The sequence below is a fragment of the Chryseobacterium sp. Bi04 genome, from assembly GCF_918698085.1.
In the GTDB taxonomy this organism is placed as follows: Bacteria; Bacteroidota; Bacteroidia; order Flavobacteriales; family Weeksellaceae; genus Chryseobacterium.
Map to the genome: position 1 here is coordinate 66,291 of NZ_CAKKLP010000004.1, position 16,963 is coordinate 83,253.

A 16,963-nucleotide genomic window follows, 5' to 3' on the forward strand; every position below is an offset into this window, starting at 1 on the left:
CTTCAAAAAATGAAAATAATTATAGCAGGTGGATCCGGATTTCTCGGCGAAAACCTGGAAAAGTATTTTACAGAAAAAGGAAATAAGGTGCTGATCTTAACCCGAAACCCCAAGCGTAAAAATGAACTGTACTGGAATGCAAAAACTGTAGGAGAATGGAAAAATAGCCTTGAAAAAGCAGATGTTCTGATCAATCTTACCGGGAAATCTGTTGACTGCCGCTATACTGAGAAAAATAAGCAGGAGATTTATTCTTCAAGAATAGAAAGCACTAAAGTATTGCAGCAAGCCGTAAACAGTTGTTCGGATAAACCGAAAATCTGGCTGAATGCAAGCTCTGCAACCATCTACGTACATTCAGAAAAGCACTTGAATACTGAAGAAAATGGAGTAATAGGCGATGATTTTTCAATGAATATCTGTAAGAGTTGGGAAGAGGAGTTCTTTACCATTAAGAACAATGAAACCAGAAAAGTAGCACTCCGTACCTCTATTGTCCTGGGGGATAACGGAGGTGCTTTTCCAAAATTAAAACTGATTACAAAGCTGGGACTAGGAGGTAAGCAGGGACGGGGTCAGCAAATGGTAAGCTGGATTCATATTGATGACTTCTGTAAAGCTGTGGAATGGATTATAGATCACGAAAACATGACGGGGGCCGTCAATATAACAGCTCCAAATCCTGTGTCTAATGAAGAGATGATGAGAAAATTAAGAATACAGCTGAATATTCCTTTTGGCCTTAATGCGCCGGTTTGGCAGCTGGAAATAGCTTCTATTCTGCTGAAAACAGAAACCGAGCTGTTACTCAAAAGCCGGAATGTTTATCCTGAAAAACTGAGTAAAACAGGATTTAATTTTTCTTATCCGGGAATGGATGAAGCCATACATCATCTTTTGAAAACCTGATATTGTATATTATGGAAAGATAGTTAAATTAGCACAAACGATTCCTCTATGCCAGCCAGACAAAAAACAAAAATCATTGTCCTTTCTTCATTTTTGATTGCCACAAAGCTTTTATCACAGGCCCATAATGTTTCTGAAGGATACCAAAAGCCTATAGATCCTGTTGTTGTACAGAATTTAGAACAATGGCAGGATCTGAAATTCGGTTTGTTTATGCATTGGGGAACTTACAGCCAATGGGGAATTGTTGAAAGCTGGACCTTATGTCCTGAAGATGAGTCATGGACGCAGAGAAAGCCCGAACATGGGAAATCATATAATGAATATGTGAAAAACTATGAAAATCTTCAGACTACCTTCAATCCCATAGGGTTTAATCCACAGAAATGGGCAGATGCAGCAAAAAAAGCAGGGATGAAATATGTGGTTTTTACAACAAAACATCATGATGGTTTTGCCATGTTTGATACCCAACAGTCCGATTACAAAATAACATCAACAAAAACCCCGTTTTCGAAGAATCCGAAGGCAGACATAACAAAAGAGATTTTTAATTCTTTCAGAAAAGAAGGTTTTAAAATTGGCGCTTATTTTTCAAAACCTGACTGGCATTCCGACGACTATTGGTGGTCATACTTTCCTCCAAAAGACAGAAATGTAAATTATGACCCTAAGAAATATCCTGAAAAATGGAAAAGCTTTAAGAACTTTACTTTTAACCAGCTGAATGAAATTACTTCCGGTTACGGAAAAATCGATATTCTTTGGCTCGATGGGGGCTGGGTTCGCCCTTTCAATACCATAGACCCGAAAGTAGAGTGGCAGAGGACGATCAAGGTGCAGCAGGATATTGACATGGATAAAATAGGGGCAATGGCCCGTAAAAATCAACCCGGGATTATTATTGTAGACCGTACTGTCTCCGGAAAATGGGAAAATTATATAACTCCTGAGCAGGCGGTTCCGGAACAGGCACTTTCTGTCCCTTGGGAAAGCTGCATTACTATGGGAGATTCTTTCTCCTATGTTCCCAATGACAATTATAAATCATCACAAAAAATCATTGAAACACTGGTAAAGATAATTTCCCGGGGAGGAAATTACCTGATGAATATTGCACCAGGCCCTGATGGCGACTACGATGCTGTAGTGTATGAACGATTAAAAGAAATTTCCGGTTGGATGGAGAAAAATGAATCAGCGGTTTTTGCAACAAGAAGCGTGTCCCCTTATCATGAAGGAGAGTTTTACTATACCCGGAGCAAAGATGGCCATACATTAAATATTTTCCATTTGGATACACAGTCAAAGTCAGAATACAAGGCTCCATCAGAGCTTATCTTTACTATTCCGGAACAATTCACTCCAAAATCATTGAAAGTTCTGGGGATTTCTTCTGCAGTTCAATGGAAGAAAAATGGAAATACAATTAAGGTAAAGCTTCCGCAGGACCGGGCCGCATTAAAATATGCTGCAGTTATTCAGATCAAACAGTAATTCAAAATAAAAAGAGCAGATTTATGCTGCTCTTTTGAAGGTATAATGTTTGAATCTTTTAGTATTTTCTTGCCAACAGAAGGTTCAGTAAGAATGTACCAGTCCAGTTACTGTTGTTGGTACCATTGGCTCCAATGAAGTCTATACGGGCAACAGATACCGTAAGTCTGGTCTTTCCACCGGTTCCGTTATTGGCAAGACTTACAAATGATGCCGTAAATACATCAGGAAAACTTGAATTATTTCCCGCTGTAAGAATAGGATACATATTGGTTACATTGAAAGGAGTTCCCTGATATTCATAAACAATGGTCATTCTGCTTGTATTGGAATAAGAAGCTGTATGGGCATTGGTTACGGATGATTTACTGATAAGCCACCATAGGTCCGTTCCGGATCCTGTATCATAAGAAGTATTGGTATGGTTTGACCAGTCTGCAACTCCCGGTGATCCGTTTCCATGAGGAGGAATGGACAATTGAGATCCATAAATTTCCACATTACTTGGCTTAGGAAGAACCGTGAAAGAGAGATCCCAGGTTCCGCCGGTGGTATTCCCATTGTTCACCACTTCTGCGTAAGCTCCTACCGGCACTACAAAAGAGGGAACAGGAGTACTGTCTATCCTCAAAGTATTACCTCCGGAAGGCTGGATGGTAAGGTTAGAGGTAGAAATATTTTTAATTTTATAAATTCTACCTGTATAGCTGGCCGTTCCACTCCCAATAACAGGAAGCGTAAAAGTGGTATTACCTGTTCCGTTGTAGGTAATATAGTGGTCAGTAGCTGTAATGGCATATGTGGTAGTAGCTACTTCTTTATAACCTGCTCTCAGAGAACCATTTATTGCTAAAGTACTGTTGGGGGTTGTGGTATTAATACCAACCTATGCACTTAAGGTTACTGCCCCAAATAAGAGAATCGAAATGTATTTTTTCATATTTTTAAAATTGTTTTTTACAAAAATATGAAAAAAACATACGTAATTTACTTTATGCTACATATTTTCTAATTTAATAATTTAATTCCTATGTAAGTGATGTATGTTTTTTAGACTTATTTTTAAACAAGTCTGCAGCAAATTCCAAATCGTAAGATAATAGCTATAGTACTGATTAATATAGTAATTGACGATGATTGATGCATTTTTATTTTCTCTCACAGATCACATGGAAAGACGTTTTTTGTTTTTTTGAGGGTTATTTGATAATTTTCTTCCCCAAATAATTAAATATTTTTATAATATCATAATATGATGAAAATAATCAGTTATAAATAAACTATTGTTGATGTTTTTTAATGATTGTAAACTCTATGTTGTAATTTTTGATCATGGTATGATATGTGCACTTTTATTATAAACCAAAATGAATTTAATTAAACATAATTAATTTATTAAAATCATTTTAAAAATATAAACATCATGAATAAGTTATTTATTTTCACCCTGTTGTTCGTAGGTTTATCAATGCATGTTTCAGCCCAAAAACATCCTCCACTTCCGCCGCATCCGTCGAAAACCGAATTGGTAGATGCCAAAATGCGTGAGCTCGATAAAAGATACAATACTGAAAAGAAATTAATTCTGAATCATCCGCTTGCCACCAAACAAATGAAAAGAGATCAGTTAAAAGCTTTAAATAAAAAATATCAAAGCCAGAAACGATTACTTAGAAGTATGAAATAATATAGATTTCTTACACTTATTAAAATGAGATAAGTGTGTTTTTACTTATTTTATTTTATGAAATTTTCAATTCTGAATGCTGTTTGTTGAAAAAGAGCGATTTTTTGTGCTTTTATTTTATTTAATTTTAAATAAAATAAGCTTGCTGGTGCATTTTTACATCTATTTCCAGAAACATGAAACATCCAATATTTTTCCTTAAATTCGCATAAAAATTTTTAAAGTAATGAATTACGATATTATTGTCATTGGAAGTGGTCCTGGTGGATATGTTACTGCGATCAGAGCAGCACAGTTGGGTTTCAAAACCGCAATTATCGAGAAAGAAAACTTAGGGGGAATTTGCCTTAACTGGGGATGTATTCCTACTAAAGCTTTATTGAAATCTGCTCAGGTTTTTCATTATATTAACCATGCTGAAGATTACGGATTGAATAAAGTGGAAGCTAGCTTTGAATTCCCGAATGTTATTCAGAGAAGCCGTGGGGTAGCCAGCAAAATGAGCAAAGGAATCGAATTCTTAATGAAAAAGAACAAGATTGATGTAATTCTTGGTACAGCAACTGTACAGAAAGGTAAAAAAGTTTCTGTTACAGATAAAGATGGTAAAGTAACTGAATATTCAGGAAGCCATATTATCATTGCTACAGGAGCTCGTTCAAGAGAATTACCAAACTTACCACAAGACGGTAAAAAAGTAATCGGATACAGACAGGCATTATCTCTTCCTGAGCAGCCAAAATCTATGATCGTTGTAGGTTCTGGAGCGATTGGAGTAGAATTTGCCGATTTCTATAATACAATGGGAACAAAAGTAACTGTTGTAGAATTTATGCCAAATATCGTACCTGTAGAAGACGAAGAAATCTCTAAACACTTAGAGAAATCTCTGAAGAAGACAGGAATTGAAATTATGACCAATGCTTCTGTAGAAAGCGTTGATACAAGTGGAGAAGGAGTAAAAGCTACCGTAAAAACGGCTAACGGAAATATTACATTAGAAGCCGATATCCTATTATCTGCTGTAGGTATTGCTGCCAACATCGAAAACATCGGTTTAGAAGAAGTAGGAATCCAAACAGATAAAGGAAGAGTTTTAGTAAATGAATGGTACGAAACTTCAGTACCGGGTTACTATGCGATTGGGGATATCATCCCAACTCAGGCATTGGCTCACGTAGCTTCAGCAGAAGGAATCACTTGTGTTGAGAAAATCAAAGGAATGCACGTTGAAAAGATCGACTATGGTAATATCCCGGGATGTACTTACTGTCATCCTGAAGTAGCTTCTGTAGGTCTTACAGAAAAGCAGGCTAAGGAAAAAGGATACGAAATTAAAGTAGGTAAATTCCCTCTCTCTGCAAGTGGTAAAGCTACAGCAAACGGAAATACAGATGGTTTCATCAAAGTTATTTTTGATGCTAAATACGGAGAGTGGTTAGGGTGTCATATGATTGGTGAAGGAGTAACTGATATGGTTGCTGAAGCTGTTGTAGCAAGAAAACTTGAAACTACAGGTCATGAGATCATTAAGTCTGTTCACCCTCACCCAACTGTTTCTGAGGCTATCATGGAAGCAGCAGCAGCAGCTTACGGTGAAGTGATTCATATTTAAGATACAAAAGAGCAAAACTCTTTATTGATATTATAAACCACAGATTTTGTCTGTGGTTTTTCTATTAAAAATACCTAATTTCGGTGAAAAATTAACATGAGGAATAAATCTATCATAGCCGCTTTCGCTTTAGCAGGAGCCTTCTTCTCTGCACAGGAAAAAAATGAATTTGTAGCTCCCAATGAAAATCTTATTGCACAAAATATTCTGCCAATCCCAAAAAGTTTAGGCCAGAGTCTTAAAAAATATTCTGAAAGCAGAAATGCTTCTTTGGCAGATATCCATCCTAACGGAAAAGAAATCATTGCCGTTACCCGTTTCGCCTCTACTAACCAGCTGTATAAGATTTCTATGCCTCTGGGCGCCAGAAGACAGGTTACCTTCTTTGATGAACCTGTTAATATTGCTTCTTACGAGCCTACGAAAGGGGAATATCTTGTTTACTCAAAAGATACGGGAGGAAACGAATTTGGGCAGCTGTATACATTAGATCTGAAGACATTGAAATCCAAGCTGCTTACCGATGGAGGAAGAACCCAAAATGGTGGTATTACCTGGAAAAAAGACGGTTCAGGATTTTATTTTACCTCTACCAAAAGAAATGGAGGTGACCGTGATATCTATTATATGAATCCCCTAAGACCCGAAGAAACCAAGCCTGTTTTGGAACTTAAAGGTGGAGGATGGGGAATCAGCGATATTTCTGATGATCATAAGAAGTTGCTGATCACAGAATATGTTTCTGCCAATGATTCTTATCTGTATATCTACGACACAGAAACAAAGAAATTAGAACCTGTTACAGACAGAAAAGAAAAAGGAATTGTTCAGCTCAATGCTTCTTTTGGAAAAAAACCTGATGAAATCTATTATATTACAGACAGGGATAATGAATTCAGCAGATTGGCCGTTCTGAATGTGAAAACAAAAAAGATCAGTTATCTGACCACTGCTATTCCGTGGAATGTAGAAGGTTATGATCTTTCTAAAGATAAATCCAGACTATCTTTCATTACCAATGAGAGTGGGATCAACAAACTGTATTTATTGAATACGGATAACCAGAAATATACACCGGTAAGCAATATTCCGGTTGGTCTTATTGGGGGAGGGAAATTTTCAGGAGATGGAAAATCTCTTTATTTCTCACAATCTGCAGCTAATTCAGGATCTGATATCTATAAAATGGATATAGCCTCTCAAAATATTGAAAAATGGACAGAAAGTGAGCAGGGAGAAATGCAGCCTACGGACATGGCTATTCCAAAACTGATAGAATGGAAAAGTTTTGACGGTATGAAAATTACAGGATTCTACTATCCTGCACCAGCAAAATTTACAGGGAAAAGACCGGTTCTTATTTCAATTCATGGAGGTCCTGAAGGGCAGTCTATGGCCACATCACTTGGGCAGGCCAATTATTTTCCGAATGAAATGGGTATCGCAGTGATTGCACCTAATGTAAGAGGGTCTTCAGGCTTTGGAAAGGCCTATATTGCCGCAGATAACGGATATTTGAGAATGAACTCTGTAAAAGATATCGGTGCTTTACTGGATTGGATTGCAGTGCAACCGGATCTGGATAAAGACAGGATTATGATCACAGGAGGAAGCTACGGAGGATTTATGACCCTGGCTACAGCGTATGAGTATGCCGACAGAATCAGGTGTTCCATGGATGTAGTGGGGATTTCCGATTTCAATACATTCCTTAAAAATACTGAAGAGTATAGGAGAGACCTGAGAAGAGTAGAATATGGAGATGAAAGAATTCCTAAAATGGCAGAATTTTTCACGAAAATTGCGCCTTTGAATAATATCGATAAGATTAAAAAACCTATGTTTATCGTTCAGGGAACCAATGATCCCAGAGTTCCTGTATCAGAAGCTATTCAGATGAGGGATAAGTTAAAGGGGCAGGAAAAAACAGTTTGGTACCTTGAAGCAAAAAATGAAGGCCATGGTTTTAGAAAAAAAGAAAATATCGATTTTCAACGTCTTGCCATGATTAGATTTATGCAGGAATATCTGTTGAAATAAAACATTTTTTTATCTGAATAAGAAAACAGAGCACTCCCGTAAACTTTTATGGGAGTGTTTTTATTATGACAAGAGAAAATGAGAAGACAGTAAGGTAAAAATGATACCAGTAAATTAAATAAACCTATAAACCATAAATACTAGTTTTTTATTAAAATAATTTTAAAATCAACACATTTATAAAAATTAATCTGTTTTTCTCACGCCGATTTCTTACATTTATTCTATGAATTTTGAAAGAGTAGGACTTGTTTTATCAGGAGGTGGTACGAAAGGAATCGCCCATGCAGGAGTATTAAAATTCTTGAAAGAAAAAAACATAGAGGTAGATATCCTTTCTTGCTGTAGTGCAGGATCTATTGTAGGATGCCTGCATGCTGTAGGCAAAACACCAGAAGAAATTCTTGAGTTCTTCAATTCAATTTATTTTTTCAACTGGAAACATTTTACGTTCAATCAACCCGGATTGGTTTCTTCGGTCATTTTTAGGAATTATCTTAAGCCCATTTTTCATGATATGAAATTAAAGGATCTGGATATTGAAGTGAAAATTGTAGCCACAGAGCTGGTTTCAGGAACACAGAAAATTTTTGATGAAAATTTCGAAATTGTAGATGCTATTATTGCCTCCTGTTCTATACCGGGAATCACAACGCCTTACATCATTGATGAAGAAATGTATTGTGATGGGGGAGTGCTCAATAATTTTCCGGCAGACATTATCAGGGACGAATGTGACAAGCTTATCGGAGTTTTTGTATCACCACCCCATGATACCCATATTAATGACCTAAAATCAATCAAAGCTATCGTTTCACGTTCTTACGACCTGCTTTCCTACAGGATTGAAAAAATAAAGTTTGAATATTGTGACTGGTTTATTACTTCACAGAAATTATCAACATACGGAATGTTTGAACGGAGAAAAGACAGGCTGGAAGAAATTTTTGATATTGGATATAATGCGGCCTCAGAAAGTTTTGAAATCAGCCAGTATCACACGGAACTGAAAAAATTAGGAACATAACATAAATCCTGCATCACAATGCAGGATTTTATATGGTAAAATATGAAGAAATACTACAGTGCTTTATGGGTTGAGATCCATACTAGATCCAGTTATTTCTTCACTACTTGTCCGTCCTCGCGTACAATTTCCTGATCATTTTCATCATTTACAGTAAGGGTATAAGGTGCTTTTTTGGCTGAATCAGTAAGATAGTTTCTCCAAACCTGATAGGTGTATCCCTGATTGTTAAAAACGATATAGTAATTGCCTCCCGTACCGTCAGGAACCAGTTCCCCATCACTGATGATCATGCTTGGTTTTGCCGTGATTTTAGCGTTTGCATTCCATGATTGATACAAATACTTACCGTTGGGCTGTTTGTCAATTCTTATCTTAAATTTCTTTGTTTTAATAATGACCGTTTTGGGTACTTTTTGAAAAGTAGCATAAGAGGTTACATGATGGTCCTTTGATTCATTCGGAACTTCTTTCGCATATACAAAAGAAAACTGAGCCAGGCAGAAAGTTCCTAATAAGAAGCTTTTAATCATATTTTAAAGGTTATTGGTTACTAATCAGAGTTTCATCAAATATAGAGCCATTTTTACAGAGATAAGTTTACTATGTGGCAGTAGTATTTACCACCCCGTCAAATCTTCGATTTGCCACCCCTCCGGTGGAGGGGAATGTTCAGTCTTCAATTGGTATATTTGAGCATCTGATTTCAAATTCCTTGAAGTTAAAAGATAATGATGGGGCTTTCCATTTACCTTGTCATTCCGCAGGAATCTAAATGTATATATATACAAGAAAATCAGAGATTTTCATAAAACTTATGTGTACTTTTCAGCAGTGTGATAGCCACTTAAAAAATTTTAAGTGTTTCAATCTTTTGTGCCTTTTGTGGTTGATATTATTCTCCCTCAGATTGAGCAGATTTATATTATGTTTAGATTTCAGCTGAATGACACAATGCATTGTTTGAAAGGCTTATTTTAACACTTTAGATCACTTAAGCAAGTTTAAAAATTACTGCATATAGGTAAGTTCACTTTAGAAGAAAATCAGAGATTTTCATAAAACTTATGTGTACTTTTCAGCAGTGTGATAGTCACTTAAAAAATTTTAAGTGTTTCAATCTTTTGTGGCTTTTGTGGTTGATATTATTCTCCCTCAGATTGAGCAGATTTATATTATGTTTAGATTTCAGCTGAATGACACAATGCCATTGTTTGAAAGGCTTATTTTAACACTTTAGATCACTTAAGCAAGTTTAAAAATTACTGCATATAGGTTAGAAGAAAATCAGAGATTTTCATAAAACTTATGTGTACTTTTCAGCAGTGTGATAGCCACTTTTAAAAATCTTGAGTGTATAAATCTTTTGTGACTTTTGTGGTTGATATTTCTCCCGCAGATTTCTCTTATTTAAAGTTGTAAATCTTAGCTGGATACAGCAGTATAGCTTGCAAAAGCTTCTTCCAGGCTGTTAAATTTGCCTTTAAACTCATCAATAGGACAGTCCTGAAGGATATTCCCTTTATGAATAAGGATAACGCGGGAGCAAAGAGCTTCCACTTCCTGCATGATATGGGTAGAAAGTAAAACCGTCTTTTGCTGACCAATTTCTTTTACCACATTTCTGATTTCAATAATCTGGTTAGGATCCAGACCATTAGTGGGTTCATCCAAAATTAACAAATCGGGTTGGTGAATAATAGCCTGGGCCAACCCAACACGTTGCTTATATCCTTTAGATAATTGACTTATTTTTTTTGACTTTTCCGGTGTGATCCCTACAAGCTGAATCACTTCATCTACTCTGGCTTCAGAAATTTTATGAATATTTGCTACAAACTGAAGATATTCCTTAACATACATTTCAAGATAAAGTGGATTGTTTTCAGGAAGGAATCCTATTTTTTTCTTACTTTCAATGGCATATTCAGAAATATTTTGACCATTAAAAATAATTTCGCCCTGGTCAATTTTCAATGCACCAACGATGGATTTCATTAAAGTGGATTTTCCGGCACCATTAGGACCGAGAAGGCCGATGATCTCATTTTTATCAATAGAAATGTTGATATTGTTAAGGGCAGTTTGTTCCCCAAACTTTTTAGTCAAATTGATTATCTGAAGCGGCATAATGATTAATGTCTTTGTGCAAAAATAAAATAAAAAAACTCATTCGATGGAATGAGTTTCACAATATTTTTAAATTATACTTATTTTTTTGATTTCTTACTGCCGCCAGTAGATCTTGGTGTTGCTGTAGAGGCTGTATTTGGACCTGATTTTGAATTGACAACAGCCGATTTTTCATACAATGCATACTTACCATTTGTTTTACCAAAAATTTTCTCAACCTGTTTTTGGGTTAAAAACTGAGATTTTCCGATATACTTCCGGTTCTTGTTGATAATCTGGATAAACTGGAGTGTCTGCTGACCATAGTTTTTTTCATAATGAAGTTCGATAATATCATTAGGAAGTTCCAGGATGATATTTTCATCGGGAATAGCTGTTACAAAACCTTCCATGATAAGTTTATAAAGCCCTGATACATCCCCATTCAGATTTTGGAATGAGAAAGATCGGATGGTATTCAGGTTGCTGGTGTTCAGATCCTGGTAATTGATGGTAAACTTATCTTCTTTTTTATATAAACCTACGGAATTATCTTTACCAATTTCCACTAAACTCTCATTTTTCAACACTTTAATTTGTGAGAAAACTGAAATGCTGAACATGCATGTAATAAGTAGAATTATTTTTCTCATGAATTGAATTTTAATGTTTTACAAATTGGTGTATATAAACTTACTAATAAAAAAGTTAAATAACAATTTTTATTCTTTAAACAAAAGTAATACTTTTTTTTGATATTCATGAGGAATTGCCTGTGGGAGCTATGAAATGGTGGTTGTAAGTAATGGTTTGAAGATCAGATGCTTATTTATTTTTCACGCATATCCTCCTTTTTAAATCTCTGAAAAAAACAGATCGGAAATTATCAGGTGTAAGGTGTTGAAAAACAGACTGAAAATTAGTTTTCAGACTATCTGAGATAAAGTTATTTAAAATAAGTGTTAATTTTTATGATCAGAAAAAGAAAGCTATGAAACGGATAGCATTTTTAAATAATACATGATTCATCAGTAAGGTTACAATAATCTGTTTTTTGAAACTGCCAATATGAAAGAGTCAAACTCTTGCCGGTAGCTTCTTCCGACAGGAATATGATGACTGCCAAGAAATACTTCGGTAGTGTTGAAAGCAGTAACCCGATCAGCATTGATCAAAAATGACCTGTGAATTCTTACAAAACCTTTGGAAATAAGGATTACTTGTAAATCTGTTATTTTATTTTTTGAAATAAAACTTTCCTTTGTAGCCAACACTACTTTAATGTCATTTCCCTGGCTCTCAAAATAAATGATTTCTGAAAGAAAAATTTTCCGCTGCATTCCTTCAGTCTTGAATATGATAAAATCTTCCTGGGGAGCCGCTGTATTTCTTAGAATACGTTCTACCGACTTAAAAAAGCGTTCAAAAGTAATGGGCTTAAGGAGATAATCTATTGCTTCCAGTTCAAAACCTTCAATGGCAAAATCACGATAAGCCGTGGTGAAAATAGTTGCCGGTTTCTGAGACAGTGACCTTAAAAAATCAATTCCGTTTAAGTGAGGCATCTGAATATCCAGAAACATCAGATCTACAGGTTGATTCTGAATTATTTTATAGGCTTCCATCGCATTTTCAGCTTTCCCGATTAGTTTCAAATGATCGATTCTGGAGATATGGTTCTCCAGTAATTTTGCTGCCAAAGGCTCATCATCTACTATAATACAGTTAATCATATTGTGAAGGCGTGATTATTTCAACTTTAAAAATATTGTTTTCCCGGGAAATTCTGAAAGTAAAATTTTCATCATAATAATGCCGGAGCTGTTTTTTTATATTTTGAAGGCCAATTCCTTTCTCATTAGCAGCCTGTTCCTCATGAAAAGTATTTTCAATTATAAAGACCGAATGTTTGGCATTGGTTTCCATCTCTATTTTTATTTCTGTCTGCCTAATATTTTTGCCAGCCCCATGTTTAAAGGCATTTTCTACTAAACTGAGATAGAGAAGTGGTGGGATAGTATTGGAGGAGTTTAATACGGTCTGCCTGCTTATCTTTAACCGGCCAGTACTGTACCGGAGGCTTTCCAAAGCAATATAATCTTCAAGAATATCCAGCTCATCAGAAACAGATACCCATTTTTTTTGCCCTTTGTATAAAATATAATCTAAAATATCCGAAAGCTGGCTGATAGATCGAGAAGTCTTTTCAGAATGGCTGAGTGAAAGCGAATAGATGTTATTCAGGGTATTAAAAAGGAAATGAGGATTTAGCTGGGATTTGAGGGCTTGTAACTCCAGTTCGGCTTTTTCTTTTTGAAGGTCTGCAGCTTTCTCTTTTTCATCTTTGTAGCGCATGAAAAACATCATTGAAATAAAGATAAATGCTCCGCTGATGATAGGAAAAGTATAATAAAGCAGAAGATATTTCAGATCTGTAAAAATGCTGTAAATGCTGTCTTTCGTTTCATTGATAAAAAGAGGTTCAGCAATGTAAACAATAAAGAACCTGTTGATGGCCGAGAGAAGATAAAGGCTTATAATCAAGGATACAGAAAACTCAAGATATTTTTTCCTGTCAAATAAATATCTGAAGAGAAAGAAATAAATAAAATTAGCGGCAATAATCTGAAAAATCCAATGGCAGAAATTATAAATGATGATCTCTGCAGACAACCCATCATATTCGCCATAATTTCTTGCAATACCAAACAGAAATAAAGCTGACCAAAAAAATAACTGGAAATATAGGGTACGTCTGATATGAACCTCTGACTCATTTTTCATCTTCAAAAATATAAAATCTAAAACAGAGCAGGTAAAAAATGTTGCTGAAGACTATCAATTGAGGATGAATAACATGGTTTGATATTCAGACGGCTTATTCTACTGTTGACATCATTTTAGCTGTTTTCCAAATGTCACGGTAAAAAGTATTCCAGAAACTGGCAACATTTGCAAAAAAATGAAATGAAAGAACAGTCAGAAAGGTTGTACGGGTTGGATCATCTGAGATCCCTGGCCATTATATTGGTTTTAATGTATCATTATCGGGCGTTCAGGCATCCGGTCTGGATTGACAGTGTAGGAAGATTCGGCTGGACGGGCGTTGATCTTTTTTTCGTATTAAGTGGTTTTTTGATATCGAGCCAGCTGTTTAAAGAAATAGAAAATAAGGAAACGATCAGTCTGAACATATTTTATACGAAACGTTTTTTCAGAATTATTCCACCATATGGGGTTACCCTGTTGCTGTATTTTACTTTTCCTTTTTTCAGGGAGAGGGAAGCTTTGCCGCCTTTATGGAAGTTCATTTCTTTTACTCAGAATTTAGGATTGAATGTAATTGATCAGGGTACATTTTCCCATGCCTGGTCATTGTGCATCGAAGAGCAGTTTTATCTTCTCCTTCCTTTATTTCTTTTGATGGTAAAGCGGATCAAGCTGTTTCAATATATAGCTGTTTTAATTATTCTGCTGATCCCTTTTTCTCTAGTACTCAGATTCTTCATGTGGAACCAGTTTTTAGTTTCCGCTGATAGTAATTCTTCGGAGTTCTGGCGTTTATGGTATATGAACATCTATTATCCGACCTATGCCCGGTTAGACGGTTTGGGAATAGGGGTGTTGATTGGCTATTTAATGCAGTATTCATCAGTGTTTAAGAGGTTTGTTCGCCGTCATGGAAATAAGCTTTTTTTCCTGGGATTGGTACTGCTGGGAGTTTCATTCTGGGTTTGTAATGAGCAGGCTTCAAAAGAAGCTTCTGTCTTTGGATTTACTTTGGTGGCTGTTAGTTACGGGATACTGGTAATGTCTGCTGTATCTGAATCTTCATTTTTTTATCGGTTTAGATGCTATGCTACCACGCAGCTGGCTGCTTTATCGTATGCCGTTTACCTTTCTCATAAAGGAATCATTCATATGGTACAAACCGGTCTTGATTATTTGGGAGTTCAAACTTCAGACAATATAAGCCTTATGATCTGCTTTTTTGCCTGTATTGGAGGAGGGCTGCTGTACAGGTATTTAATTGAGAAACCATTTTCTAGGCTTAAATACAGACTGTTGAACAGCTCTCATAAATAAGACTAAAGAATCCCCAAATAGGAGTGCTTTTTGGGGATTTAATTTGAAAACAGCAGAAATTTAAAACTTTAAATAAAAAAGCGATCTTACCATTCTGAAGAAGTCCATTTTACCGTAAGCCAGGCTTAAGCTTGGCCGGCGATATTCCGTATTTCTTTTTAAAAGCAAAAGAAAAGTGGGAGAGATCTTCAAATCCTACTTCAAGGAAAATGTCTTTAGGTTTCCTGTTTTTTTCTGCCAACTGGTAGTAGGCGAGTTCAAGCCTTTTGGCAATCAGCCATTTCTGAGGAGTACTGTTAAAATGTCTTTTAAAATCCCGGTTAAAGGTAGAAAGACTGCGACCGGTGAGATACCCAAGTTTCTCCAAAGGCATATTGAACATGAAATTCCGTTCCATAAAATTGACAAGGTCCACTTTTCCCGGAGCATCAAAATGAGCAAGAACTTTATCTACATCTGGATTTACAGATCTGAGGATTGCAATAGCTTCAGTCATTTTAAGAGAAGCAATATGCTCAGGAAAGGTTTCCTCCATTTCAAAATAGGGCAGCAAAGAGTTTAAATAGCTCTTCAGTAACGGATGGTTACTAAAACTATAGATACATTGCTCCGGCCGTATGGGTTTAGGTAGATCAATTTTTTCATAGTATTGCTTCAGGCGCTCTACAGAGAGATGCAGTACAACGGTTTTATGAGGCAGCCCATCCTTAGGATAGTTGACAACTGTAGCCAGCTGATTTCGGGGAATTAAAAAAGTATCGCCGGCATGGAAATAATACGTTTTATCTGCCTGTATGATTTTGGTTTCGCCGGAAATAAACCACACCAGCATATGATCATCAAACATAAGATCTGACTTGAATAGCTTATCCTCATAACAGGATAATTTGATCTCCTTTGTCAGGTATTTTGAAATATGATCCATAGCTCATGATATTTTTAGATTAATAAATATAATACATTTTGCAGTGTTCTGTTTTGCCTTATTCCACAAGAAATCTGATGCCTGTTATTTTCTCACTCCAGTCCCATAAACGGTTGGCATTGGATTGATCTAAGGAGTATGGTTTTACTCCTTTTGTTACTGTGTTTTCAAGAGCTAATGGAGCAATATCCGTATCTTCACAGTATACTCCTCCTATGGTATTAAGTTGTGGACTGATGGCACACCATACTGTTGTGGCAGCACCCTGAGGAATTGTTTTTAAGGTAGAGCGTATTTCCTCAGAAATATTTCCATGAGCGTCTGTCAATCCCATTTTTTGGAAAAGTTCCAGGGGAGCTTCTCTTCCCAATTCTGTACCGGCAATTGACCCCGGATGTACAGAATATACTCTTACTCCCGCTGATCTTGCCCGGTTATCTAGCTCAAGAGAAAAAAGATTAACCGCTGTTTTAGATTGGCCATATCCTTGAAGGGTTTCATATTCACGGGTCAGGAAATTGGGATCTTCGAAATTGAAAGGGGCAAACTGATGTCCTTGTGAGGATACATTGACCACTCTGGCTCCATGAGCACTTTTAAGAGCCGGCCATAATTTTGCTGTTAACTGGAACTGAGCCAGGTAATTCGTAGCCAGCTGCGATTCAATACTCCGTTCATCTCTGCGCAGTGGCACCCACATAATACCTGCATTGTTGATCAACAGGTGAAGAGACCTTCCGGATGCGAGAAATTTTTCCGCAAAATCATCAATAGACAAAGGATCCATGAGATCCATCGGCTCTATTTCTACGTTATCAATTCCCTTCAGGTTTTCTATCGCTTTTTCTATGTTCCGGGCAGGTACAATAACGGTTGCTCCCACTGCAGCCAAAGTTTTAGTCGTTTCCAGACCGATACCTGTATTTCCTCCGGTTACAATGGCAACCTTTCCTGTAAGATCAATCTCTTTGATCACTTCTTCTGCTGTTGACTGTGCATTAAACCCTGAAATAATAGGCTTTTGCATTGCACCCTGATAATTACTGTTTTGCATTGTTTTGGTAT

At 36.3% G+C, this 16,963-nt stretch carries 15 protein-coding genes; 7 read left to right on the plus strand and 8 right to left on the minus strand.

Annotated elements, in window-relative coordinates; all coding sequences use genetic code 11:
* Positions 1 to 9 precede the first annotated feature (9 nt).
* Positions 10 to 909, plus strand: a complete 900-nt coding sequence (locus LQV47_RS08330) for a TIGR01777 family oxidoreductase (protein ID WP_230035805.1) — start codon at positions 10 to 12, stop codon at positions 907 to 909.
* A 48-nt stretch (positions 910 to 957) separates the two neighbouring features.
* Complete coding sequence (locus LQV47_RS08335) at positions 958 to 2,406, plus strand: alpha-L-fucosidase (RefSeq protein WP_230035807.1); 1,449 nt, start codon at positions 958 to 960, stop codon at positions 2,404 to 2,406.
* A 58-nt stretch (positions 2,407 to 2,464) separates the two neighbouring features.
* Here LQV47_RS08335 and LQV47_RS08340 read toward each other — a convergent pair whose 3' ends face one another.
* Complete coding sequence (locus LQV47_RS08340; protein ID WP_230035809.1) at positions 2,465 to 3,037, minus strand: hypothetical protein; 573 nt, start codon at positions 3,035 to 3,037, stop codon at positions 2,465 to 2,467.
* 792 nt (positions 3,038 to 3,829) lie between these two features.
* Here LQV47_RS08340 and LQV47_RS08345 point away from each other — a divergent pair.
* The 4 genes from LQV47_RS08345 to LQV47_RS08360 all read left to right on the plus strand — a co-directional run bounded on the left by LQV47_RS08345 (position 3,830) and on the right by LQV47_RS08360 (position 8,775).
* Positions 3,830 to 4,093: a hypothetical protein gene (locus tag LQV47_RS08345; protein WP_230035811.1), complete on the plus strand. Its 264-nt coding sequence runs from the start codon at positions 3,830 to 3,832 to the stop codon at positions 4,091 to 4,093.
* A gap of 226 nt (positions 4,094 to 4,319) precedes the next feature.
* A complete protein-coding gene (gene lpdA, locus LQV47_RS08350; protein ID WP_230035813.1) occupies positions 4,320 to 5,708 on the plus strand; it encodes a dihydrolipoyl dehydrogenase in 1,389 nt (462 codons plus the stop codon).
* Between the two features lie 96 nt (positions 5,709 to 5,804).
* Positions 5,805 to 7,748 (plus strand): alpha/beta fold hydrolase, encoded by a 1,944-nt coding sequence (locus LQV47_RS08355; protein ID WP_230035816.1) that lies wholly within the window; start codon positions 5,805 to 5,807, stop codon positions 7,746 to 7,748.
* Positions 7,749 to 7,974: 226 nt separating this feature from the next.
* A complete protein-coding gene (locus LQV47_RS08360) occupies positions 7,975 to 8,775 on the plus strand; it encodes a patatin-like phospholipase family protein (RefSeq protein WP_230035818.1) in 801 nt (266 codons plus the stop codon).
* A gap of 92 nt (positions 8,776 to 8,867) precedes the next feature.
* On the opposite strand, the gene LQV47_RS08365 is transcribed toward LQV47_RS08360, so the two are convergent.
* The 5 genes from LQV47_RS08365 to LQV47_RS08385 all read right to left on the minus strand — a co-directional run bounded on the left by LQV47_RS08365 (position 8,868) and on the right by LQV47_RS08385 (position 13,671).
* On the minus strand, positions 8,868 to 9,308 hold the full coding sequence (locus LQV47_RS08365; RefSeq protein WP_230035820.1) for a hypothetical protein: 441 nt from the start codon (positions 9,306 to 9,308) through the stop codon (positions 8,868 to 8,870).
* 892 nt (positions 9,309 to 10,200) lie between these two features.
* Positions 10,201 to 10,905, minus strand: a complete 705-nt coding sequence (locus LQV47_RS08370) for an ATP-binding cassette domain-containing protein (protein WP_230035822.1) — start codon at positions 10,903 to 10,905, stop codon at positions 10,201 to 10,203.
* Positions 10,906 to 10,985: 80 nt separating this feature from the next.
* Entirely contained in the window at positions 10,986 to 11,540 is a 555-nt protein-coding gene (locus LQV47_RS08375) for a hypothetical protein (protein ID WP_230035824.1), read from the minus strand.
* A 384-nt stretch (positions 11,541 to 11,924) separates the two neighbouring features.
* Positions 11,925 to 12,620, minus strand: a complete 696-nt coding sequence (locus tag LQV47_RS08380; RefSeq protein ID WP_230035826.1) for a LytTR family DNA-binding domain-containing protein — start codon at positions 12,618 to 12,620, stop codon at positions 11,925 to 11,927.
* Entirely contained in the window at positions 12,613 to 13,671 is a 1,059-nt protein-coding gene (locus LQV47_RS08385; RefSeq protein WP_230035828.1) for a sensor histidine kinase, read from the minus strand. The genes LQV47_RS08380 and LQV47_RS08385 overlap by 8 nt, the downstream gene beginning before the upstream one ends.
* 183 nt (positions 13,672 to 13,854) lie before the next feature.
* On the opposite strand from LQV47_RS08385, the gene LQV47_RS08390 reads away from it, so the two are divergent.
* Complete coding sequence (locus LQV47_RS08390; protein WP_230035830.1) at positions 13,855 to 14,973, plus strand: acyltransferase; 1,119 nt, start codon at positions 13,855 to 13,857, stop codon at positions 14,971 to 14,973.
* Positions 14,974 to 15,082: 109 nt separating this feature from the next.
* Here the strand turns inward: LQV47_RS08390 and LQV47_RS08395 are convergent, their stop codons facing one another.
* Together LQV47_RS08395 and LQV47_RS08400 are read right to left on the minus strand one after the other, a co-directional pair.
* Positions 15,083 to 15,898, minus strand: a complete 816-nt coding sequence (locus LQV47_RS08395) for an AraC family transcriptional regulator (RefSeq protein ID WP_230035831.1) — start codon at positions 15,896 to 15,898, stop codon at positions 15,083 to 15,085.
* A 58-nt stretch (positions 15,899 to 15,956) separates the two neighbouring features.
* Positions 15,957 to 16,952, minus strand: a complete 996-nt coding sequence (locus LQV47_RS08400; RefSeq protein WP_230035832.1) for an SDR family NAD(P)-dependent oxidoreductase — start codon at positions 16,950 to 16,952, stop codon at positions 15,957 to 15,959.
* Positions 16,953 to 16,963: the final 11 nt, after the last annotated feature.